This window comes from Okeania hirsuta, from assembly GCF_003838195.1.
Lineage (GTDB): Bacteria > Cyanobacteriota > Cyanobacteriia > Cyanobacteriales > Microcoleaceae > Okeania > Okeania hirsuta.
In genome coordinates, this window is sequence record NZ_RCBY01000127.1 from 1 (window position 1) to 23,157 (window position 23,157).

Consider the following 23,157-nt stretch of genomic DNA (forward strand, 5'->3'; position numbering starts at 1 on the left):
TTTCTCCTGTCTCCTGTCTCCTGTCTCCTGTCTCCTACCCCCACCAACAGACTTTATGAGCGCAAACCCTACCTACTACCCAACCTAAAATCCCGGTGGGAAAATGCTCTACAGCAGCTCCTCTGCCAGATTTGATTTTTTTTTCCAACAAAGGTTTCCAGTTGCTCCAATTCTCCTACCTCTGGGATAGTTTCTGCGCTCGTAAGCATCTGGTAGAAGTGTTCCCACGAGTTTAACCCCATCCATAATCGTTGTGCGTGAAACTCCTGTAATTCTCTCTATGGCACGAAAACCCATGCCATTAACATACATTTTCCAGCAGTTGCGCTTGAGATCATCACTGTATCCTCTATGTTGATATTCTGTGAGCAACTGACGGCCACACTTGACACAGATATAATTTTGCTTACATGCTCTATGACCATCTATGACATCTCTCCTTGAACTCTAGACGCTGGTCATTCTCTCAATCATCTTCTTTTCTGACAACGCCATTTATAGTATGCCAGGACGACAAACAGAGGGCTTTTTGGAATCTATATTTACCTTGATGGAACTAGATTTATATCATATCCGGTAGCATCGGTATTGTAAGCGTGAAGGTAAGGAAGAAGGAAGAAGGAGGAAGGTTTTAGTTATCTAGGAGAGAGGGAAGAAGGCTTAAAAGCTTGAAAAAACGTAAATTTCCTGTAGATATTAACCCTTGGTTTTACACAAATGATAAAGTGCGGACATGATTTTATTAGTAAAATGTGTCATGCTTAACCGTATGATTTAAAAAGGTAAGTCTAAGAGCTACAAAGTTGAAATCTAGTTAACTTCAACAACAGCGTTGGCTTGCGATCGCCACTTTCATGGAACAAAGCCGCTTCATAGCGAAAGAAGCGCAGGAAAGAGAGTAAATAAAGTCGTTATCGATCGCGAACCTGTGTCAATGTTCCCACTCCAGTGTTCAGACTAGATATTCTCCGTGAGTCAGCGAGCTGTGGTTCGGGTATATCCAAATCATCAAATTGTTCCAATGGATATTCCATTGGAATATCAGCAGCGTTGACCACAACCCCCAAAAGCTTAGGAATATATTTATCAGATTCTTCTTCATCATCACCTGTTAACTGTTCTATGACCTCTGTTAGTACACCTGACATAGTGAAATTTGGCCTAGTTACAATAATCATGCCATCAGTATAAGGTTCTAACATCAAAGCATCATTGTTTTTACTTATGCAAGGAGAGTCAAGGATAACAAAATCAAAACGATGTCGCGAATCTGAAAGTAACCTTTTCATCTCACTTGATTCAATAATACCTCCTGCTTGTTTCACAGGACCGGGACTAGGGATGACATAGAAATTTTCTACCTCTGGAACTTGTTTGATACAATTACTGATATCACTGTAATAACGAAGCGGTTCAAAAGTTCTTTGTGGTTCGGGAACAATTTTAAGAGATTGAACTTTTGAAGGAGTTCTTAAGTCTGTCTCTATTAAAAGTGTCCGCCGACCTGCTCGTGCAGCAGCGATCGCTAAATTATAAGCACAAAATGTTTTACCCTCCCCTTTTTCTCCACTGCTCAACAGCACAACTTTCACAGGTTTAGTTCCTTGACGTTGTAATTTTGTCCGTAACTTTTCATAAGATTCAAGATAAGGAGAATTATGCTCAACTAATAAAGGCATTTCCTCTGCATCCATATCGTCAAAAAATATTACATCTGGCAACAAACCCAACAATGGTACATCTTTTTCCTTCAATGCTGTTTGAATTTCTTCCCAAGAATAGAACTTGCCAGAAAGCATTCCCAAAACAAAAATTAAGCCTCCACCAACAACTATGCCTGCTAGTCCCCCTATTGCCAACATCAAAGGCATACTTTTTTCTCCTCCTGGTTCACCCTCCTTGAAAACAGCAGCTTTCTCAGCAATAGCTAGACTGCTAATTATCTCTGCCTCAGCGGCTTCAGCATCTTCTAAAGTTGCTCGCATCTTATCCAAACGAGACTTTTTGATGGCAACTTCTTCTTGCAACTGAGTTAATTTTAATTGCTTATTCGGAATAGTCGCATACTCAGCTAGCAATTCTTGCTCAGTTTGAATTGTTGTTTCTAGTTGTCTTTGTAGTTGCTCCTGCTGAGTTTTCAGAGCTATTAAGGCTTCTGCTAACTGTTGTCTTGTGGGGTCTAAAGAAGCATCTACTCGAATTTGCTCTACCTTTCTCAATGGTGCTGCTATGCCATTACCCCCTAAAACTTCTGCCGCACGTTGCTGTAGTTGTTGTTCTGCAACTTGTTTTTGCCTACGCAACTCAACTACAGGTGGATATTCTTCTGTAAAATCTAATAATAACTTATCTAACTGATTTTCTACTTGATACAACTGCACTCGGAGATTTGCTATAATTGGATCAGCAGCGAGTGCCCGTGCTACATAAGCTTGATCTGCAGTTAACCCTAACTGCTCTTCTAAACTCTTAATCTGAGCTTCTACCCCATCTAACTCAAGTTTAATCTGAGTTTGTTGTTGTCGGCTACCTGCGATCGCCCCTGGTAAAGCTACTGCCCTTGCTGTAATCAGTAATGCTTCCTCTTCTCTCTCAAATTTCTGTTGCTGTTGTTGAGCTTTTCTCAATTCTTCAACTGCTGCGGGTAAACGTTTTCTGACTTCATCAATAATTGCTCTTTGAGATGTAGTATTAATTTTTCGGCTTTGCTCCACTATTTGTTCCATAAGAGCATCTACTATTTCTACAGCTTTTTCTTTATCTGTATCTTCATAAGATAAATAGAAGATCTCTTCTTGTAAAACAAATGTTGCTCCTTTGAGTTTCCTTGGATCTACCAATACTTTTTCTGCTACTGCCTGTCTAACTTCATCATTCAGTAGTATTTCTGGAGTAACTGCTTGAGCGTTTTGTTGGATTTGAGCAGCAGTCTCAGAAAATAGTAAAACAGGACTAATTTTCCTCAATGTACCTAGAATTGTACTTTTTGTTTCTGGATTTGGCTGCAAAGCAATTATTCCTGAAACACCTACTGCTACAGTGAAAGTTGCTACTCCTACCCACTTGTATAGTCCTAAAGCCATCAAATAGCGTTTAATAATTGGTATAGCCATAATCTAGTATTTATTAATATATTTAGAAATGATTTTTTTAGTCTTGGTTCTGTTTAACATTTTATTCGATATTAGCTAGTTATTCTATTGTTTTCCTCTGCCTAATTCTCATCAATTATTGATTATGATTAATTATTATTCCTGTTTCTATTCCCATTATTACCATTACCTCCACCGAAGAACACATTAGAAGTATCTTGTTCCAAAGCCCGGAAAAACAGGAGAAATTCCAGGGAACTTCTGATCGGAAGTGTATACTTCTCAAATAAATTGGTAATATTACCTATCCATGTTCTATCAATAACAATTATATCCTCATTCTGAAGTAAAATATTTTGAGAACTATCGCCAAATATTGCTTCTTTACCATTAAGTTCACGTCTAACTATTTTTCTTGTTTCCCGATCAAATCGAATCAAATTAATTTCTTCCAAATTGGCTGAATCTAATTCTATACCATTGAGAATATCTATTAATCTACTACCGTTCGGAAGATTAGTAGTAGCAAGGGCATCGTTAGGATTACTAAAAATACGAATAGTAATCTGCTGTTGGCTCAAAGTCGATTTCCCCACTAGATCGCGATCATAACCAAAATCCGAGCCTGGTTTTAATGTAGGTACAATTACAGCATCCCCATCCTTGAGAAGAATATTAGGCAACTCCGTAGAATTTTGCAAAGGAGTATATAAGTCTATTGTTTCTTCAACGACACTACCATCACTTAATTTCCTACGTACTAAAATGCTTCGTAGATCAGCAGTTAGAGATGCACCACCAGCAGCGAGTAAAGCAGAAGATACTTGATTTGCCTGATAATAACCAGGTCTTTCTACTTCCCCATTCACAGTCACAATACCAGTAGCTAATGGACCTGCTTGGCTATAGTTAGTTAGTAATTCTCGATCGCTATCTTGGGCTGTAATAGAAGTCTGATAAGGTACAATCACTACATCTCCATCTTCTAGACGCAGATCGGGAGGTGAACCACCCATCTGTAATGGGGTTAAAATATCAACTCCCTGAGCAACTACAGATCCATCAGCTAAAGTTCTACGCACTTCTACATTTCGCAGGTCTGCCGTAAAAGTGGTACCACCTGCTGCATTTAAAGCATCTGAAATTTGATAATTTCCTCCTACTGGATAATAGCCTGGTCTAGTGATTTCTCCGGCGATCGTGACTCGGACAGGACGTTGAACAACTAAGGATATGGATACTTCTGGATTAATAATAAATTGATTTAATTCAGAGGTGATTTTTGCTATTGCTTCTAATATTGTCAAATCTTGCAACAGCACTGTTCCTACTAAAGGTATTTGAATAGTACCTTCCGGACCAATAGTTGTCGCTACATTCAGGTCTGGAAATCTCTGAACTTGAATCGACAGTTGGTCTCCTGGTCCCAGTAAGTAACGTTTTAATCGTAAATCTGGGTCTGAGTCAAAATTCGGATTTAAGGGGGGGGAACCTATGGATGGTGCTTTAAGCTGTGAAATATTTTGCTGAGAGTTATTTGGTAATTGGATTTGTCCATAAGCTCTTTTGGGAAAAACTAGAGTTGCTAAGGAAATAGTTACTGCACTAGAGTAGAAACTGCCTAAAAATAAAGAAATTAACTTTTGATAATGGCGGTTAATCATAGGGTTTAAAGTAGCTTAATCTGATTAAGTTTTCCTAGTCGGGTGGTTAAATTTTTGGCGTTGGTAAATCAAGAGATGAAACTTTAAGAGTAGTCTGTTTCTGATACCTCTAAAATATTTTACCAAATTAAGTGATGGGTATCACCCCTAGTAGAAAATTATCTTACCAATTATCAACGCCAAATTTTTGGCTATATTACTATCTGATGAAATCTCGATCACTAACTATCTATTGGCAGATTATTTGAATGCTTCTTTTGTTAATAATGATGCTTGAATTTTTTGTCCAATAGATGTTAGTTGTGGCAAATAGGGGTCAATATCTCCTAAAGGTTCAATTGGAAATAAAATATTTACTGCTACCCAAGGCACGCGATTCCGAGATACCATAGCTAGTCTATCGGTCCAAAACCAATCACCAGGTTTTGGACTACCACCTCCAGGCCAGGCGTACCATTGCATAACTGCATAGGTTTGTTTATTTGTCCAACTCCTAAAAAATCTAGCTTCTATATCTGATTTATTTTGTTTTCCTGAGTCTGTAATGCTATCTCCATCAGGTGTCTGTGAGGTAAAACTAACTCGCTTGTACGAATCAGTCTTCCAACGATAATACCCATTTATATCCATCCATTCTACTTGAGGCTGGTCTTTTTGTCCATTTTGAGTTAAAAGTAACAAAGTGACAGATTTATTTTCATAGTCAATTTTTTGAAGCAACCACTTATGATCGGCAATTGTTATTTCTTGATGAGATGTTGTTGTCAAATCAGGAATAGTTAATCCATCTTTTCTTATTTGTTTTAAGCTTTTAAGATTAGTAATTTTAGCGGTATTTTCCCATGACCATTTTCCTGCTACATAACCTGGTAAAGTACCTACTACTAAAATGATTAAAAGAAATACCAGTAATACTATTTGTGGAAATTGATACTTTTGGAGATTTTTTAAACTATAAACCATATTGAAGAAGGAAGAAGTTGAGAAGGAAAAAGAAGGAAGTAAATGGGGATAGTCTTTAACAACGGACTTCCTGTCTACAAACCCTAACCAATTGTAGACAGTAAAGGTGAATGTAGGCTATTAAACCCATAAAGAAAAATATTGAAGAAGTTGATAAGGAAGAAGTTGAGAAGGAAGAAGAAGGAAGTAAATGGGGATAGTCTTTAACAACGGACTTCCTGTCTACAAACCCTAACCAATTGTAGACAGTAAAGGTGACTGTAGGCTATTAAACCCATAAAGAAAAATATAAAATCAAAGAAAATTTTATTGATTTTTTGACATTTATTTTAGTTAAGATAAATCTCAAAGCTAGACTCGATCAATAACTTTATTGATTTGCAGGTTCAACTGATGTTGTCAAATGACTGTCTATCCAATTCATCATCAAAACTAATAAACCCAACATACAAGCAGAATACATATCTCCACCCCATCCATCATGCAGCCAATGAAAAGCTTCATCTTGACCTGTACCATGAAAAATTGTTAGTATAGTGTTTCTGATAATATTTGCACTGACGCTAACCACTGTTGCACTAGAAAGTAAAAAAATTGTTTTAACACGACTAGCTATAGCACCAGTCCAGTAAAGTAGCATTAGTGAAACATAGAGACTGGTGAATAACATTTTTAAACCTGCACAATGAGGTGCAACTTCGACAATTCTTCCCCCTACATATAGATATATTTGTTCTACAGTAACATCCATATTTAATTGTGTTAAAATGAAGCCAGCTACTGCAGCAATAAATTTTTGTAGAGGCAAGGCATAAGGTTCTATTAGATAAGGAATATGGTTAGGACTAGCAAGCAAAACGAAAATTAGCGGCATAACCATTAATTTTAATCCAGGAATTCCTTTAAACCAAAGACAAATTCCTGCTAGTATTAATGGAAAAGATAAGTTAATCAGGTCTGGGATACCACTTACATACCAAGCTCCTGCAAGTCCTAATAATATGCCTCCCAATGGGTGAAAAATATTGGGTAATTCTTGCCATTTATGACGATTATTCCAAACAATATAACCAGCAAAAGGTAGACCTATTATTCCATGACTAAAGTATTCATGTTCTATACTTATACTTTTATTTAGCCAGCCATCATACCAATAGATGATTAGAGGAATATACATTAGAAATACTAAGGCAGCGATCGCTATTGTGAGTATGTTCTGTTCAATAGCAATGGGAAATTTTTGGCGAGTTTGCATATTTTTTAGTGTTATTGATATTAATTCAAAATATTAAAGTTTTAGACAGATATGAATCTTTGAAAGAAAACTTCACAAGTTTAACTAGCTTTCAGCTATTAGGTCGGGTTTAAATCACCTTTTTAATTACATTTCTCTCGATTTCAGTATAAATCACTCGCTGTTTGCGTTAGTGCTGCTCCTGCGGAGCATTCCGTCAGGAAATACTTTTTAAATTTAATTTTTGGATAATTAATATTTGGAGATAGCAAAAAAAAGATGCTTCTCATCTTATTATTTATTCTACTTTTTCCTCAATTTTATAGCTAAAATTAATTGTTTTTAGGTGATATTTTTCTGAGAAGACCCTGAATTTTAAAATCAATTAAATTAACAGTTATTAATTAACTATTTTAGAGCTGATTTATCAAGTAAATATTAAGAGGCTGAATTCCTTGCAATACAAAGGTTTTTGGAGTTATAGCCCAATAATACCTAAATCCCTGATAGTTAGATGACATAAGGGTTTTAGCTAAGTTTACAAATCAGCTCTTACTAATTGTCTCAACAACTTGATTAATTTGTTCTTCACTAATGACAGGATACATAGGTAGGGATAAAATCTGTTGACTGAGAATTTCACTATTGGGAAAATCTCCTTGTTTATAGCCTAAATTTTTATAGGCTGGTTGGAGATGACAGGGTATAGGATAATGTATACCAACAGAAATACCTTCGGCTGTTAATTTCTCTTTTAGGGTATCCCGGTTAATGGGAGATTTGTCGGTGACTCGAATCACATATAAGTGATAAATATGCCCACTCCCACTCAAATTCTGTATGGGAATAATACCTTTTTCTTTCATTGGATTGAGAAGGCTATCATATTTTTGAGCTGCTTGGTTACGATCGCTATTCCAGCTCTCTAAATAAGGAAGCTTGACATTTAGTACTGCAGCTTGTAAGGTGTCTAACCTACTGTTAGTACCTACTTCCTCATGAACATATTTACACGGTGCGCCATAATTACGGAGAATTCGCATTTTATCCGCCACCACCGAATCGTTAGTAATAACCATTCCTCCATTACCAAAGCAACCTAAATTTTTACTTGGATAAAAGCTAAATGCAGCAGCTGTTCCTATGCTTCCAGCACGATATCCTTCTGTTTGTGCCAAATGAGCTTGGGCTGCATCTTCAAATATAATCAAATTGTTAGCTTGAGCAAAGTCTTGTAATTTACTAGGAGCTACCATTTGACCGTAAAGATGTACTGGTAATATTACCTTAGTCTTGGAGGTGACGGCCTTTTGAGCTGCTTCTAAGTCAATTAAGGCATTGTCAAGATTACAGTCCACTAGAACGGGGATAGCACCAGCATGAAGTACCCCAATTAATGTGGCGATAAATGTATTAGCAGGTAAAATTACTTCATCACCCGCACCAATACCACAAGCTTGAAGTCCTAGTGTTATGGCATCCGTTCCACAAGCAACTCCAATAGCATTTTTAACTCCACAAGCTTCTGCAAATGAATACTCAAATTTTTCTACTGCCTGACCAAGTATAAAGTCTCCTCTCTCTAATACTGCCTGGATGGAATTTTCTAGTTCTGTTTTTAGTGGTTGATGTTGGAGCTTGAGGTCAACGAAAGGAATATTTTTTGCCATTATCTATATAATGTTGATGACTAAAAATTTACTCAGATGTATTAGCTAACTGAAATATTGATTTACACTATCTTAAGTGTCTAGAGTAATAATTTATACACTGACCCTGACTATATTACTAAGTATAAGATAGCACAAATAATTGCTGAGAAAGAGCAAGACAGCCAATAAGCTTCAACATTTTTTTTTATTATTGCTACAAATAATCCTTGTTTATATAAGTAAAAATGTTATAAAAATTATAATAGAAGCATCTGAATAATATTTATATGTATTATCTAATCATAGAAAATTAAAAATGCTACTATTATGCAGTATGCAAAACTACATTGATTAACTTGGGTAGCCATTCTGTAGAGGTTTTCGTTTACTAGCAGCCTCTGGAGACTATGGTAAATAAAATATACCTAGAAAATTAAGTAAAGCTATGGGTTTTGTGACACGGATATTTTTTAGAGTAGAACCTTGGCCGTGTCCATCGACAGTGGCCTTAATCCTAGAGAATAAGGTGACTGAGTATGGTATGTTTCGCACGGCTTAGTTTTCGTGAAATCGAAAATAGGAAGGTTTTGGCTCTCCTAATCTAAAGTGTAGAGTAGTGGGTCTAGCAGTTAGCTACCTCCAAGTCTCTTCAAAATCTCAGGCTATAGCTAGGGGTTTAGCCTCAGAGAATGTCAATGTCTAGTGTTAAGTTGGGAAAAAAATACATGGCTTCAGCTACAGATAACAAAGAAAAACAAAAAGCTTTAGATTCAGTCCTGAAAACTATAGAAAAAAGTTTTGGTAAAGGGTCAATTGTCCGTTTGGGAGATGCTACCCGCATGAAGGTGGAAACAATTCCTAGTGGGGCATTGACTTTAGACTTAGCATTGGGAGGTGGCTTACCCAAGGGCAGAGTTATTGAAATTTATGGCCCAGAAAGTTCGGGGAAAACTACCCTTGCTTTACACGCGATCGCCGAAATTCAGAAAACAGGAGGTATTGCAGCTTTTGTAGATGCGGAACACGCTCTTGACCCCACTTATGCTGCTGCATTAGGGGTCGATATCGAAAATTTACTTGTCTCCCAACCTGATACTGGGGAGATGGGTTTGGAGGTAGTGGATCACCTGGTTCGATCTGTAGCTGTTGATATTGTGGTTGTTGACTCGGTAGCAGCATTAGTTCCTAGAGCTGAAATTGAGGGGGACATGGGAGATTCTCACATGGGTCTTCAAGCTCGTTTAATGAGTCAAGCGTTACGAAAAATTACAGGTAATATTGGTAAGTCTGGTTGTACAGTTGTCTTTCTCAACCAACTTCGACAAAAAATCGGTGTTGTGTATGGTAATCCAGAAACTACTACTGGTGGTAATGCTCTTAAGTTTTATTCTTCGGTAAGACTTGATATTCGTCGTACACAAACTCTGAAAAAATCTTCAGAGGAATATGGTATTCATGTTAAGGTAAAAGTTGCTAAAAATAAGGTTGCCCCTCCATTCCGTATTGCTGAATTTGATATTATTTTTGGTAAAGGAATTTCTAGTTTCGGTTGTATTATTGACCTAGCTGAAGAGACAGATGTAATTAAGCGTAAAGGTGCTTGGTATAGCTACGGAGGAAGTAATTTTGCTCAGGGTAGAGAAAAGGCGATCGCTTATATGGAAGAAAATCCTGATTTTGCCAAAAAAGTTGAACAGCAAGTTCGGGAAAAGTTAAATCATGGTGCTTTGGTTTCTGCTAATTCTGTGGCACGACCTGATGATATGGAAGAGGAAGAAGGTGAAATAGAAGTTTTGGAAGAAGAGTAAATTTTATTAGCAGAAGAGTAAATATTTCATAGTTGCAGTTATTTTATTATGATAAATCTACAAATTATGCAACTATGATTTTTTTGCTTTTTGGTGACATCTCCCACACTAAGCTGATGCTATAGTGTGAGCTTCTCGTTTCGTAGTCCCGGTATCCCGTCGGACTCCACGAGCTTTAAGGACGGAATGCCCTACCGCCCTATTTTTGATATTTATAGCGACATTTAACTAAATTTGTCAATAGTTGCAATAGACAGATAAAAGGCGGACATAGACAACTTTAGACAGGGAAATATTTTTTCTACTGTTCCCTATTCCCTGTTCCCTGCTATAAATTATTTCTTCCTTAAAAAATCAAGCAACTCTCTATTCACTGTATGAGGTACTTCCTGCTGAATCCAGTGGCCACATTCAGGGATAACTTTTAACCAAAAGGGAGCTGCTATTAGTTTATCTAAACCTTCTGTAAGTTTTTGACTTAAAAAAGAATCTTCTTTTCCCCATAAAATTAAAGTTGGTGCTGTAATTAATGATGGCTTAGGATTAAAGCTCTTTAGCCAGTTTTGAGGTAAAAGAAATTGACGATAGTGATTAATTGCGGATACTAGCGCTCCTGGTTTTTCCAGAGCTGCCTGATAAATTTGAGTAATTTCAGTAGTAAAGACACTTTTGCGAATAGCTTGTCCTTGAAAAACCCCTTTAATAAACTCTCTTAAATTTTGCTGAATCAGCCATTCTGGAATACCAGGAACTTGAAAAGCGAATATATACCAACTTCTGCGTATTTGATCTACATTTCCTGCCAGTTCTTGAATCAGTTTTTGTGGATGAGCTGCATTCAAGATTGCTAGACGGTTCAAGTATTGAGGAAATTTTTCAGCTAGATGCCAGGCGATCGCCCCTCCCCAATCATGGCCAACAATATGTGCTTTAACATAACCCAAACGTTCAATTAGTCCCCGAATATCAGCAGCTAAAGTATCTAGGTCATAGCCATTATCTGGTTTGTCTGAATCATTATATCCCCGTAAATCTGGAACTACAACCTTGAAATGACGGGCCAATGCAGGCATTTGATAGCGCCAAGAATACCAAAATTCAGGGAACCCATGAAGGAGTATAACTAACTCTCCTTCGCCTTGAGTAACATAATGTAGCCGTACATTATTAGTGTCTACGAAAAAATGTTGCCATTGAGACTCTAGAAGACTCATAGTTTGCAATCAACTCTCCTCTATTACCACCAGACTTGTCTAATTTAGTAGTAGCTTTTGTCTGGCTAATGTTAAATTTGTGATTTATCTATTTCTAGATTAACATCTGTTCAAGCTAGATTTAGCGAAATACAACTTAAGTAGCTTTTCCTCTCTGAATTACAGATATTTTCAACAATTAATAATTAGCAATTAATATAGCAATGTGCGCTGGCATATTTACAAATTGCAGGAATTGTCCAATAGCTAAAAGTCTTATATGATTCCTACGGAATGCTTGCGCAAACAGATTTTTATTCCCCCAGATGAGCTGTTGCCAGATGAGCTGTTGCCTGCGCGCAGCGCTATAATTATATCTCCTTGAAAAGAAGAGGATTGACGCGGAGCGTGAAAATTTTTTCTTCTCTTGGTCGATGGTTGGCCAGCGAGGAGACCTTGCCATCCCACCCTACGGGAAGCTCCGAAGATCGACCGCTGTCTTGGTTGATTGGATATGGCGAGGGGACCTCGCCATCCCTCAACCGCTTTTTTCTCCTTTAAAGGAGAGGCTTTAAACCTACATTCCGCGCTTCAATTTGTAATATTAAAAGTAGTATATAAATCCGTAGTTTGGTAAGTATTTATACTATGCAAATCATCTCAACTACTTTTTTCGTTGATCAAATTCCGAGTAAACAATTAAGCATAAATACTTGCTTGATTGTTTACTCAATCACAGCAGCTATGATTTTCTCCTAAATTCTGACTCCTGACTCAGTCCTCCTGACTCCTTCTTATATAATACATTTTGTGGTGCGGAATGTGGGTTTAAACCTTAATTATTCGGTAAGTTGCTAATTTTTATACAAATTTCAGAACAATTTTCCCGATCTACTCAGACTTGATGGAATTGAAGAGAGATTTATCTGAAATACTAAATTTGTTTCCATTATACTTCCCCATTAAATCATAGATTATAATGGGAGATTAAAAACTGAATTTGAAGTTTCTTCCTTTGGTGGATAATTAATATCTTACGTCTCCACAAGCAGACAAGATTAGCTGTTCCTCCCTTGAACAGCTATCCATCACCAATATCTTTTATTAATTTTATTAACAGAAAATTTGACAAAATAGACAAGTTATGTATTAGTATTTGAGAGGCTTTTCCAAAAAAAAGTGGGTTGAAAAATACATTTTTTTGAGAACTCTAGACAAGATTCTTACTCCCCAACCTCCCCATACTTCCCACAAGGTTTTCAGGAATTCCGTATAAGGGATAGCTCTATAAGGGGGGATTAATGCTTTATTTAATATTTGTAATTTAGATTAAACTCAGCGTCATACCCACAAGGTTTAACGAAGGAAATTATTGATACTCTCACCGTTAAATCAAAGATTATAACGGGAGATGCTTGCGAGTGCTGACGCAAAGCTAAACTAACACAGATTCTTAACTAGATAACAAATCAAACCAGTCGAGTTGCACACCCGTCAGACCATATCCACAAGCTTTCTTGCTCCGTCTTTACGCCCTCGGAAACCTCAGGGCAGGCGGTGCGCTTTTATTCAACCGTTTGCCCCACGGGTATTGGTCAGATTATAACACCAAAAATGTGCGCGCCTATTGCTCAATTATTTTTCTGGTTGAAATTCATCTCACCCATCACCCATTAAATCAAAGATGATAACGGCTCGAGATCTTTCAACATTTATGATAAATTAGATAACCTGGTTCAGACTTAAGTCTTCCTGGGGAAGTTGAGTAGAGTTTGGACAAGGCTGAATCTGATTTTTCAGTAAATTAGCTAGCTCTTGTAACTGACTAATTGCTTCAGCTCCTTCTAATTTCATTAGTTCACGATCATCTCGCATCTCTGTCCAAGTAATACCATAATCTGATACTAGAAAGCGAATCAGATGATTCTCTCCCAAGCTGACCATAAATGAGGCACTATTCATTTTACCTCCGCAGGTATAACAAGATGCCAAATATCCTCTATTCTCCAGCACAATTGCCAGAGCTTGCAAGTTCATTACTAGGTCTTGTACAAATTGACGATGTTGTTCTGCAAGTCTCAGAAACACTGTTATCCTCCTATCACCACACCCCTAAATTTTAGACTTTGTTAAGGTCTCATAAAAATTTGGTGTTTAGCTTTTGAACATTAAGTATATCCCTAATAATTTTTTTAGCAAATCTCTCGAGTAGTCTTTAATGACTAGATACTTGATTAGGTTAACTAAGTAGGATTTTTGAGCAAGGTATCAAGAGCAACATCCACCTATGCCTTATGTCTTTACTTTCAAAGACTCAAACACTAAATTTAGGTTCCAAAATTAGAGATTTGAGGAATTGAAACCAGAAAATTATACAAATAATTAATCATGGTTATAAGTTAAATAGTATCCAGGTGGATTAAAGTAGCTGTAAGCAAGAGTTTTGAATGGGAACACAATTCAATCTAAACTTTTCTAGAGGTGAGTTGTTGATTTTTTATAGATATTAGATTGTATTTATATTGAAAACTATTTATAGACAAAATACTGAAAATTGAATCAGGATTCACAACAATAAAATGTATTTGCTTATTGATTTTATTGATTGTGATAATTGAATTTTCCTAGAGTCAATTAAAATTCTACATAATAGAGTTTTTATACTGCCAAATTATCTTGAATATTGATTTTAATAAGTTGTTTTTGACATCTATAAATTTATCAAATATAAATTTATCAAAAATCAAACTGTCACAAAAATTATTCATAATTTCAAATTTTTTAGAACAGATTTTATCTAGTATTTTAAAAATGTCAAAAATTTGTATCAGGTTTAAATTGATTTAATCTTGATGCTAAATAAATACTCATTAATCTGATCAAATAAATATTTTAGAATATTTGACTCTGAGAATACTCTTATTAATGCTTGCTAATTAAAAATTAACTATTAGCTATTAAATTTTTCTAACTGTTATCTTAACTTCATAGATAAGGAATTATTGAATTTGCCACCATCCAAAAGCAGGACCAATAAATCTAACTGTTAACCAGCCAACAATCAGAAATCCAATACCAATCCATGCACCAGTTGAAGTCAACTGGATAAATTTCTCACTTTGACTTTTAGTAATTGGCAACCAAGAAATAAACCGTGCTTCTTGGCCATACTGTTCTCCTAGTGATTCTTTACGACGCTTTGCTTCACCCATAATTATTTCAATAGTTATTTAAGTGATTTTAATTTAGATCATAACAGTGAGGCTTGACAGGAATAAACTTTTTTTGTTAAATCTATTTAAGAAAGGATCAAAAAAGTTAACTTTAAGAATTAGTTCTTAATCAATTGGTTAATTTAGCTACTATTCAGAATATTGGCAGAGAACTAATGTTATAATTGCATCTTGATCCAAAGATACCAAAAACAGTATCTATAGTTTTTCTATTTGAGGCGTGAAACTAGATTGTAATTTTTTGAGTACAAAAAAACTCTCTGAATTAGAGTTGGCTAAATAAATGTAAAATTTTAATTAATCAAAGTTTTGAGGACTATTATCAAGATTTATAAAGTACAACAAATAAGCTGAATTTAGTGTCAAAATTCATCTAACTTCTAACTTATGACTTCTGACTTCGTTAAGTTAACCATGTAGTATCTAAGTAATCAATCTTGGCAAAAGGACTAAGAGCTACTAAAAATTGCTTGCCATAACTACGACGAATTACACGACTATCAAGCAAAGCAACAACACCTTGAGATTCTCTGATAGAGGCAATAGCACTTTGCAATTCCTGTAATGCCTTTGGTAAAAGGTATAATCTAAACCAATCTAAACCCCGTTGCTTATAAAAATTTACTCGTCCAGATACTAAGGGATTTTCCAAAGATGGAAGGGGTAAAGTGGCAATTATCAATAATTTAGGTGCTTTTAATTCCCTTTGATGCTTTTGCCAAAATTCCCAACCAGTAATCAAAATGCCTTGTACTCCAGGAGAAGTAGTTTCCACTTGAACTCGGGAACCAAATTCAGAGGCCAAAACAGCGCCCACTTGAGCTTTAAGTGGTACATCTCCGATGACGATCACTATTAATCCATCAACAGCATTAGAACTGATATACAATAAAGTCCTTATTTCTTGAATTAATGCTTCCTGAAATTTAGGTGTATTTGGCATCGGCAAACCATTGGGCAGATATAATTGAATCATCTCATTGCGACGATCAGGGGAAAATTTAACGCAGGTCAAGTCCTCTAACCCCATCATCTTTCTATAGGTAGAAGCTTTGGCCTCTAGGTCTAATGCTCCTCCAATAATTACTACAGGTTGTTGAGTCCATATATTATTAAGAGCTTCAGATAAATCACAAGGAGTGCAGTATAAAGAAAACGATCCTCTCTGGCGATGAATTTCTGCCCACCTTAATTGTCCATCGCTTTGCCACTTCAACCAAAAATCATTATTCAAATGATTACGATGTAATTCCTTGTTTCTTGAAGTTAATGACAAATGTTCTATTAGATTTTGTAAAATCTGCTCCTCATCTTGTTCAATTAAGTAGCAACTGTAGGGGTTTGCTGGATGTTGGAAGAGCGATCGTGTTAAATTTATCCTAGCTTCACGAATAAAGTCAGCTTGATCGGAGTAAACTTGCATCAGTTGATTCCAGTCAGCAGATAAAAAACTGCTAGTTAAATAATTTTGAATCCAAGTTTCTAGCTCGTCTGCCCAATCTATAATTGTGGGAATACCTTGAGAAAACTGCCCATCTGGCCATTGGTTAATTAACCAAGCTTCAGGAGTTATTAGTAGTAGTCCATTAAAGTCAGAATCTGGTTGTGGATAGGTTTGGATTGGCTTATTGGGCAGTGATGAGCTACTGTATGAATTATTTCCAAGCAACTTAGGAATTTCTACCCTAAGTAAATGTTCCTGTACTGGCCGAGGAGCGACTAATATTGTTTTTTGAGGCCACATTAAAATTGGTACTAGGTAGCTTAACTGATATTGTTGATTATGACTACCTGGCGGACACCCCGTTTGAATCAAAGCACTACGCCCCAGTCGCAAGGCCCTCGCTACTAAACGTGCCATCGTCAAATTATGAGGCCATTGAGGTTCATTTTGCGATCGCAGGAAATTACGCAGGGATCTATGGACTTCTACTTCGATCACAAACTTTGACCCAAATAATAAAAGCTGTTGATAAAATCAATTACCTTATTTTTAGGAGGCAAAGAAAAGGTTTGCTCTGTTATATTTTGACAGTTTTTTTTACCAAATCCTGGATTACTACTTAATACTAAACTCTGACCACTTGAATTATTTAAAATTAATTGAGTAGGGCTTGAAAAAAAAGCAATTTTGTCCCTAACAGACTCAATGATTGTTTGGATTCGTTGATTTTTTTTGACAAGCTGTTCCATTTTTATTTCCAATTCTAATATTTTGGTATTCATTTTTTGTAAAGGAATATTTTCGACAATTTCTATCACATTAACTTGAGCTTTTCTAGCATCAGCAAAAGGAAAAATCACAATAAATGCAAGCAGAAATAACAGTTCATCACTATCTACTCTAAAATTCAAAATAGTTTTTTGGTAACTAACTTCAATATTGGGAGGACGAGTAACAAAATTATAATCCTTACCCAAATGATAGTAGGTTGTAGCAAGAGCTACATTAGCTTTTAGGTCTAAAGGTGAATCAACAATAATTTGAACTGTTGGAGATTGTTGGCTAAAAAATTTCTTAGATTCTGCTGATGATTTAAAATAATAAACTTGGCTATGATCTCCTTTGGGACTAGTATCAATCCATTCACAAACAATTTCATCAGCTTTAATATTTAATCTGGGAACTTCATAAAGTTTTGCTCCAGTCAAAATTGCCCCTGATAAATCTACTCCCACTAAATCAGTTCTCATTAAATTGGCTTCAGTTAAATCAGCATGAACTAAACTAGCATTAGTTAATTTTGTATTAGTTAAATTTGCTTTACGAAGATTTGCCCCACTCAACTTAACATTAGTCAGGTTAGCATTAGTTAAGTCAGCTCCATTAAGAATAGCCCATCTAAGATTAGCTCCATTGAACTTGGCATTCCTGAGATTAGCCATACTTAGATTAGCCTGTCTTAATTCAGCATTGGTAAAATCAGCTCCTTGTAAATCTGCTTTTGTTAGATCAGCACTATGGAGGATAGCTTGTTCTAGATTAGTTTCTTTTACTGTGGCAACTCGAAGATTTACACTGCTAAGGTTAGCTTGCTTTAAGTTTGCTTCTGTCAGGATAGCTTCTCTCATATCAGCACCACTGAGATTTGCTCTGTTGAGATTAGCTAGAGTCATGTCTACTCTAACTAATTCTCCTCTAACTAATGTAGCTCTAACTAATGTAGCTTCCCTAAGATTAGTTCGGACTAGATTGGCCACATTTAAAGTGGCTTGGTTCAATATTGCCCTGTTGAGATTGGCATTGCTAAGGCGAGCTACATTAAGATTAGCTTTACTAAAGTTTGATTCACTAAGATTAGCACCACTAAGATTAGAGACAAATAGAGTAGCATTACTGAAATTACTTTGACTTAAGTTCATCTTACTGAGGTTAACTTCTGTCAGGTTGATAGCAGTAAAATTTCTTTCCCCTTGTGCATATCTTTTGACTAATTCAAATCTTCTGAATATTTCTTCTGGCATCTGTTGTTGATTAAGTCAAGTTGAATAAATATATTTTTCTACTGAATTTTAATATAATTTTTTTATCTAAATTAGTTATTTGTACAAAACAAAAGTAGGTAATCTAATCAAGTTAACTGTTAAACTTGAAGTCAATATTAATTTTCTGGATATAGTAGTCTTAAATCATTTGTAAAAAATCTAGGAATAGAAAATAAATCGAACAGTCTTTTTCCTAATTCCAAAATATTTTATGCAAAATTTAAATTAACACTGCTACATTAATCATAAAGATACAAAAGATTTCATCTAAGTGAGGTACACCAGTGGCGGGCAAGATGTCCGACCACAAAATTTTTATTGTTAATTTTTATACTTTATATACTTGTAATTTACTGTATTTATCTTGCTTTGACTTTTAATATCAATTTGGAGTCTAGTTTTTTTACTCTATCATGTTATAGTTTTTTGCAATTAGGTGAAGTACAAAATTCAAGATTTTAGGGAATAGGGAAAAATTATAAATCTCTGTTAGAAAACAGGGTTTTCTATGAAAAAGTTTGTAGTTAATCTAGAGCCATTGTATTCTATACAAGTTTTCTATTAGACCTCTCCATAAAATAGGGAGTAGGGAGTAGGGAACCCACCCCTAACCCCTCCCAGGAGGGGAAATAATTGATGATTTATACGTATGGGATTGATTTTATTTTTGATTATCGGAGATATAGCAATGAGCGCTGGTATATTTACAAATTGCAGGAGGGGCTAAATAGCTAAAAGTCTTATATTATCAGCAATTTATTCCCCCTGTTGCCTGTTGCCTGTTGCCTGTTGCCTGCGCACAGCGCTATATCTATTGTGCTAATGTAACAAATATTTTATTCTGTTATCGGTGGCATTAATGAAAGTATAACAAATCCCTCTTAAGAATAAAACTTTGATATTTGAGATAATAATTATCAAGAATAATTTTGCATTAGTAAACTACTATTTAAAGTCATGAAAACCATCAAGGAAATCCATGATTGTATTTATGGAACATGACTCTGCTTGAGGTACTTGAATGATAGTTTCTACTTCATTATTTTTACTAACTTTATTAACTATTTGCTTACCAAATGTAGGATGATTATAAACATTAAAATTTTGATTGCTTGAATTAACAAGAGTTATTTTTGTTGGTGTCTGAAAAAACTTAATTCCGTTGCAAAATCTCAGTAATTCCTTGTCTTTATTAACTTGATTAACTTTTTTAATAGATTGGTTGAAAACTGCAGTTAGCTGCTGGATTTTTTTAGCCGTTCTAGGAGTTAAATAGTTTACATCTTGAGAGTTAAGCATTTTCATCATATTGCTAATTTTCTCTTGAGTCTTAGCAGCATCATTAAAAGCGATAATAGCAGCATAAGCAATACCAAATAGTTTCTTATCGCTTTTCATTTGAAACGAGATTATTGTTCGACAAGAGTTAATTTGTATAGAAGGTGGTTGATTTAGCTCTGGTAAATACTTACTAATTTGATAATATATTGCTGCTAGAGCATAATGACTAGAGCTATCTAAGGGAGCATCAACAATAATTTTCACTTTAGGAAGAGTCTCGTGAAAGAAACTTGTTATTTTTTCAGCATTGAGATAATGGACTTTACTTCGATCTCCATTAGCACTCAAATCAAACCACTCGCAGATTGCTGCTTCTGTTTTAATTCCTAAGCGAGAAGCGCCATAAATTTTTGCACCTGTTAAAGTTGCACCTGTTAAATCTGCTCCAATCCAATCTACTTCAATTAAACAAGCATTTGATAAATCAGCATGAACTAAGCTAGTATTTAAAAGATTAGCCTGGGACAAGTCAGCTCTACTTAGGTCAGCACCACTAAGCTTGGCATCACTAAGATTAGCGCACTTTAGGTTAACCCCAATCAGACTAGCCCAACGTAAATTAGCCCCACTTAAATCAGCTCCATTCAAGTTAGCACCAGTCAAATTAGTTTGTCTGAGTTCAGCACCACTAAGGTCAGCACCACTAAGATCAGCACCACTAAGATCTACTCCTTGCAAGTTAGTTTCTATTAAATTAGCTCCTGTTAGAGAAGCAAAGCGTAGGTTAGCTCCCTTTAAGTTGGCACCACTAAGATTCGTTTTTCTGAGGGTAGCTTCTATCAGACTTGCTCCACTTAAGTCGGCAAAAGAGAGATTAGCCTCACTTAATTCTGCCCTAATCAGCTCTGCTCTAATCAATTTAGCAGCAACTAATTGAGCTTTTTTTAGATTAACTAAAACTAGATTAGCTACATTAAGATCGGCATCATTTAAGTTAGTGCCACTAAGATGAGCGCCATTAAGTTTAGTAATATTAAGTTTAGCTTTACTGAGATTAGCATCAGCTAAATTTGCCCCATTGAGGTTGGCAACGCTGAGATTGACTCCGCTAAGATTTGCACCACTGAGATTAATACCACTAAGATTGGCCTCAAAAAGATTGAAGTCAGTAAAGTCTCTTTCACCAGCGGCATATTTTTTTTGAAGTTCTTCGATTATCATTAGGGCGCACCCTGGTATAATCCCCATTTAATTATGATTAATATAGGTATTGTCGGATTAGGTTTAATCGGTGGCTCAATTGGATTGGATTTAAGAACCCTAGGTTATCATGTTCTTGGGGTATCTCGTCGAGAACAAAGTTGTCAAAAGGCACTCGCTCTTGGGGCTGTTGATGAGGCCAGTTTGGATCTATCTTTACTATCTATTGCTGATGTAATATTTATTTGTACTCCCATAGCTGTTATTATTCCTACTTTAGAAGAGCTGATTCCAATTCTTTCTCCCACTACAATTTTAACCGATGTCGGCTCGGTTAAGGCTCCTATTGTGGAAGCTGTTTCCGACATTTGGCCTAATTTTGTAGGTGGACACCCCATGGCTGGCAAAGCAGAAAATGGTATTGAAGTGGCTCAGTTGGGTTTATTTCAAAATAGACCTTATGTTCTAACTCCGACTGAAAATACTCCCCTAGAGTCTATAGAGAAAGTTGAGGCAATAGCAAGGATGCTCAAGAGCAAAGTTTACTTTTGTGACCCTTATGAACACGATAGAGCTGTTGCTTTGATTTCTCATTTGCCTGTTATGGCCAGTGCTAGTTTGATTCTTGCTTGTATGAGCGAGGCTAATCCTACAGTTTTCAAGTTAACACAAGATTTGGCTAGTTCTGGCTTCCGTGACACTAGCAGGGTGGGAGGAGGTAATCCTGAATTAGGACTAATGATGGCCAAATATAATAGTGGAGAGGTGTTACGATCGCTCTATTCTTTTCGTGAACAAATTGACCAGTTTATTCAACAAATTGAACAAGAAGATTGGCAGACTCTGGAAGAAAAGTTAAGGTATACAGAGCAAAATAGAAAACTCTTTTTACACCATGAAATTTGAGATTCTTCAGTTTTTATTTTCATACCTTGATTCAGCGACGCCAAATTCTGAATAGTAGCGGAGGTAATTAACAGTATTTTTGACAAAACCTGCTATGGGGAGAGCAATTAATAAACCCAAAATTCCCCATACTTGTGCCCCTACTAATAAACTGACTAAAATCCAGACAGGATTAAGACCAGTAAAGCCTCCTAATATTCTAGGAGCAACAAAGTTTTCAATTGCTTGCTCTATTAAAACTATCACTATTAAAACCTTTATACCTAGCCAAAAATCTTCTAAAGTTATTAATAAACTTACGAGAGTTACACCTAAAGCTGTACCAAAAGGAATTAAAGTCATTAAACCAATTCCTATGCCAAATAATAAACCAAAAGGAGTTCCTAGAAATAATAAACCGATGGTCATAGCTACGCCCATTAAACAAGCTAATGTTGCCTGACCAATAAAATAATTTTGAAAGTTTTGTCTTAATGATTTGCGTACATGAATCTCTAGGTGATTAGGCAACCAATTAAATATCCCATCCCATAAGCGATCGCCATGTAACATTAGGTAAAAAGTGATAATTATGGTGATTAAAATATCAAAAATCCTACCTAATGTATTAACAATAAAACTAATAATGTCTCCTGTAATATCTTGCAATTGAGAAGATAAACTTTCTGTAAATTGATTTGTCCAAAGGGTTAAGTTAATCGGTAATTTACGCTTATATGCCCATTGGTCAAATGATTCTAATTGTTGATTTCCTGATGCGAGCCAACTAGGAAATTTTTCAATAAATCCGGTAAGTTGCTCTAATAATAAGGGAATTAGAATAACTCCTAAAACTAATATAATTACTAATGCTACTAAGAATACTAAAATAACTGCTCTGGGGCGTTTAACTTTATGTTTCTCTAAAAAAAGCACTGGGTAATCTAATAAAAATGAGAGTAAGGTTGCAGAGACAGCTATTGTAATTATTCGACCAAAATATTGAAATATTTGGAGCAAAGCCCAACCATTTATGACAATTATTGGTAATGCTAAGTACCACAATAATCTTTTATTTAGTAAATTCAGCATAAATTAGCTTGTACTTTTAATTTTTAGTGATTTCTCTTCTATAGATGAATAGATTAACTTAAAAATGATGACTATTTTGGGAAAAGATGTTGATTTTTAATTATAAATTAAATGATATAGCGGTTCTCATATTCATCAGATACAGCATTTTTTTCTCTTCCCTATTCCCTATTCCTTATTCCCTACTCCCTATTCTCTAAAATAGAAAACTTGTGTATCTCACCAAGGGTAATAATTGTTATACTATATACTACTAAATATTATATTTAAACAAAAAATAAGTTTTACATTATGAGTAAAAATCTCACATAATATCATGTCCGGTAGCATCGGTCTTGTATAGCAAAGGTAAGGAAGAAGGAAGAAGGAAGAAG

The 23,157-nt window shown here is 35.6% G+C and carries 14 protein-coding genes and 1 pseudogene; 2 read left to right on the forward strand and 13 right to left on the reverse strand.

Annotated features, from left to right (window positions below):
• Positions 1 to 70: 70 nt before the first annotated feature.
• From D5R40_RS19710 to D5R40_RS19735, 6 genes and pseudogenes are all read right to left on the reverse strand, one after another.
• Positions 71 to 429, reverse strand: a pseudogene (locus D5R40_RS19710) (IS1 family transposase); the annotation flags it as partial.
• A 482-nt stretch (positions 430 to 911) separates the two neighbouring features.
• A complete protein-coding gene (locus tag D5R40_RS19715) occupies positions 912 to 3,113 on the reverse strand; it encodes a GumC family protein (protein ID WP_124155090.1) in 2,202 nt (733 codons plus the stop codon).
• 128 nt (positions 3,114 to 3,241) lie between these two features.
• Positions 3,242 to 4,756, reverse strand: coding sequence for an SLBB domain-containing protein (locus D5R40_RS19720; protein WP_124144563.1), 1,515 nt, complete (start codon positions 4,754 to 4,756; stop codon positions 3,242 to 3,244).
• 240 nt (positions 4,757 to 4,996) lie between these two features.
• Positions 4,997 to 5,719, reverse strand: a complete 723-nt coding sequence (locus D5R40_RS19725; protein WP_124144564.1) for a cyanoexosortase B system-associated protein — start codon at positions 5,717 to 5,719, stop codon at positions 4,997 to 4,999.
• 370 nt (positions 5,720 to 6,089) lie between these two features.
• A complete protein-coding gene (crtB, locus tag D5R40_RS19730) occupies positions 6,090 to 6,974 on the reverse strand; it encodes a cyanoexosortase B (RefSeq protein WP_124144565.1) in 885 nt (294 codons plus the stop codon).
• A gap of 524 nt (positions 6,975 to 7,498) precedes the next feature.
• Positions 7,499 to 8,623 (reverse strand): DegT/DnrJ/EryC1/StrS family aminotransferase, encoded by a 1,125-nt coding sequence (locus D5R40_RS19735; RefSeq protein ID WP_124144566.1) that lies wholly within the window; start codon positions 8,621 to 8,623, stop codon positions 7,499 to 7,501.
• Between the two features lie 707 nt (positions 8,624 to 9,330).
• On the opposite strand from D5R40_RS19735, the gene recA reads away from it, so the two are divergent.
• Positions 9,331 to 10,413, forward strand: coding sequence for a recombinase RecA (gene recA, locus D5R40_RS19740; RefSeq protein WP_124144585.1), 1,083 nt, complete (start codon positions 9,331 to 9,333; stop codon positions 10,411 to 10,413).
• A 335-nt stretch (positions 10,414 to 10,748) separates the two neighbouring features.
• On the opposite strand, the gene D5R40_RS19745 is transcribed toward recA, so the two are convergent.
• From D5R40_RS19745 to D5R40_RS19770, 6 genes are all read right to left on the reverse strand, one after another.
• Positions 10,749 to 11,627, reverse strand: a complete 879-nt coding sequence (locus D5R40_RS19745; protein ID WP_124144567.1) for an alpha/beta fold hydrolase — start codon at positions 11,625 to 11,627, stop codon at positions 10,749 to 10,751.
• A gap of 1,701 nt (positions 11,628 to 13,328) precedes the next feature.
• Positions 13,329 to 13,694 carry a DUF1815 family protein gene (locus D5R40_RS19750; RefSeq protein ID WP_124155091.1) on the reverse strand — a complete coding sequence of 122 codons (366 nt, stop codon included), beginning with the start codon at positions 13,692 to 13,694 and terminating at the stop codon, positions 13,329 to 13,331.
• Positions 13,695 to 14,605: 911 nt separating this feature from the next.
• Entirely contained in the window at positions 14,606 to 14,818 is a 213-nt protein-coding gene (locus D5R40_RS19755; protein ID WP_124144569.1) for a DUF2839 domain-containing protein, read from the reverse strand.
• A 424-nt stretch (positions 14,819 to 15,242) separates the two neighbouring features.
• Complete coding sequence (locus D5R40_RS19760) at positions 15,243 to 16,781, reverse strand: helicase C-terminal domain-containing protein (RefSeq protein WP_124144570.1); 1,539 nt, start codon at positions 16,779 to 16,781, stop codon at positions 15,243 to 15,245.
• A complete protein-coding gene (locus D5R40_RS19765; RefSeq protein ID WP_124155092.1) occupies positions 16,778 to 18,304 on the reverse strand; it encodes a pentapeptide repeat-containing protein in 1,527 nt (508 codons plus the stop codon). Before D5R40_RS19765 ends, D5R40_RS19760 begins: the two co-directional genes overlap by 4 nt.
• Positions 18,305 to 19,270: 966 nt before the next feature.
• A complete protein-coding gene (locus D5R40_RS19770) occupies positions 19,271 to 20,827 on the reverse strand; it encodes a pentapeptide repeat-containing protein (protein ID WP_124144464.1) in 1,557 nt (518 codons plus the stop codon).
• Between the two features lie 36 nt (positions 20,828 to 20,863).
• Here D5R40_RS19770 and D5R40_RS19775 point away from each other — a divergent pair, with 36 nt between their 5' ends.
• Complete coding sequence (locus tag D5R40_RS19775) at positions 20,864 to 21,712, forward strand: prephenate/arogenate dehydrogenase (protein ID WP_124144465.1); 849 nt, start codon at positions 20,864 to 20,866, stop codon at positions 21,710 to 21,712.
• Between the two features lie 6 nt (positions 21,713 to 21,718).
• Here the strand turns inward: D5R40_RS19775 and D5R40_RS19780 are convergent, their stop codons facing one another.
• The gene (locus D5R40_RS19780; protein ID WP_124144463.1) at positions 21,719 to 22,783 is read right to left on the reverse strand and encodes an AI-2E family transporter; all 1,065 of its coding nucleotides are present in this window, start codon (positions 22,781 to 22,783) and stop codon (positions 21,719 to 21,721) included.
• Between the last annotated feature and the right edge of the window lie 374 nt (positions 22,784 to 23,157).